We start from the raw sequence: 1,420 nt of genomic DNA, 5'->3' as shown, positions 1-1,420 counted from the left end.
CTTGGCCAGCGCGTCGGTGGCGGCGTTGGCAAGCCGCCAGTCCGGCTGTTTGGCCACCCAGCGCGAACCGAGCACGATCGCCTCGATCTCCTCATCGGTGAACATCAAGGGCGGCAGCATGAAGCCAGGCCTGAGCACGTAGCCCAGCCCCGCCTCGCCCTCGATCGGCGCGCCCTGCCCCTGCAGCGTGGCGATATCGCGATAGAGCGTGCGGATCGACACACCCATTTCGCCCGCAAGGCTGCGGCCGCTGACCGGCCGGCGATGCCGGCGCAGGATCTGGATCAGGTCGAGCAGGCGTTCGGCGCGGGACATGGATCGCAACCCGGTTTGGATGGATGCCCAATTTGAATGGACGATAATGCGCCTGCGGTTTCGGCGGCAAGCGAGATGATCGCCGACCGGAACGTCTGCGGTCTGACGCCGTTGTCTGGCCATTATGGATATACGCGGTTTTCTGTTGTTCTGGTCGGTTTTGAGCGCCATCGTCGCTGCGCTCAGCCTTGGGCCGTCCTTCGCCCACGTGCTGGAATCGGTGCCGCGGCTGACCAGATGGTCGCCTTCGCTCTGGCGTGAAACCACTGTCTTCAATGCTCAGTTCCAATTCTTCGCGATTGTCGGCGCGCCGCTGGACGCGGCGGCGATCGTCTGTCCGGGCCTCCTCGCCTGGATGCTGCGCAGCGATCGCCCGGTATTCTGGTGGGTCTTGGCGGCCACCGTGCTTTATCTGATGGCCCTCGTGGCGTGGTTTACCCTGGTCAAACCGGCAAACGATGTCCTGGCCACCTGGGTGCCTGGACCGATCCCGGACAATTTCGAAACTATCCGGAGCCGCTGGGAAACCGGCCATATGGTCGTCACCGGCTTCAAGGCCGTTGGTTTCATAGCGCTCGCAATCGGCCTGCTGTCGATCAGGCGCGGCTGATCCGGTTGCACACGTCGGCAGCCCTTTTGTTGCGCCGGTCAATGTGCTGTGGCAGAAGCGGCCAAGCCGCCGTCCGGAGATGCGCCTTCTTGAAACCTTTTCGCGACAAACGCCGCGACAGCCGCCCGTCCGCGAAGGGCGGGGCGGAGCAGCCGCGGCGGCGCGACGCCGGCCTGACCGCCGGTTCGGAGCCTAGACTGCAGGACCGGTCCGAGCCGAAAGCCGCACCGCGCTCTCTATCCCGCCGCGATGGCGCGCTGCCTGCCGAACATCTGCCGCTGATCCTCGAGGTCGGCCCCAATCAGGACTACGCGCTGCTCGACAGCGGCGCCGGAGAAAAACTCGAGCAATACGGCCCCTACCGCATCGTTCGGCCGGAGGGCCAGGCGATCTGGCAAAAGGCTTTGCCGGCCAGGGACTGGGAGCGCGCCGACGCCATTTTCACCGGCGATACCGACGAGGAAGGCATCGGCCGCTGGCGCTTCCCCAAGACGC

At 65.5% G+C, this 1,420-nt stretch carries 2 protein-coding genes and 1 pseudogene; 2 read left to right on the top strand and 1 reads right to left on the bottom strand.

The window, feature by feature from the left end:
• Window positions 1–315, bottom strand: a 315-nt coding sequence (locus E5W70_RS32245; protein ID WP_292665384.1) for an HTH domain-containing protein, incomplete at its 3' end; no start/stop codon positions are given.
• Window positions 316–439: 124 nt separating this feature from the next.
• Between E5W70_RS32245 and E5W70_RS32240 the strand changes: the two genes are divergently transcribed.
• Both E5W70_RS32240 and E5W70_RS32235 read left to right on the top strand, forming a co-directional pair.
• Entirely contained in the window at window positions 440–925 is a 486-nt protein-coding gene (locus E5W70_RS32240) for a DUF1772 domain-containing protein (protein ID WP_292665382.1), read from the top strand.
• Between the two features lie 89 nt (window positions 926–1,014).
• A pseudogene (locus tag E5W70_RS32235) lies at window positions 1,015–1,420 on the top strand (class I SAM-dependent rRNA methyltransferase); the annotation flags it as partial.

This window comes from Mesorhizobium sp. (assembly GCF_005063415.1).
Lineage (GTDB): Bacteria > Pseudomonadota > Alphaproteobacteria > Rhizobiales > Rhizobiaceae > Mesorhizobium.
Note: the sequence above shows the minus strand (reverse complement) of the source record. Positions and strands in the feature narration are given on the sequence as shown.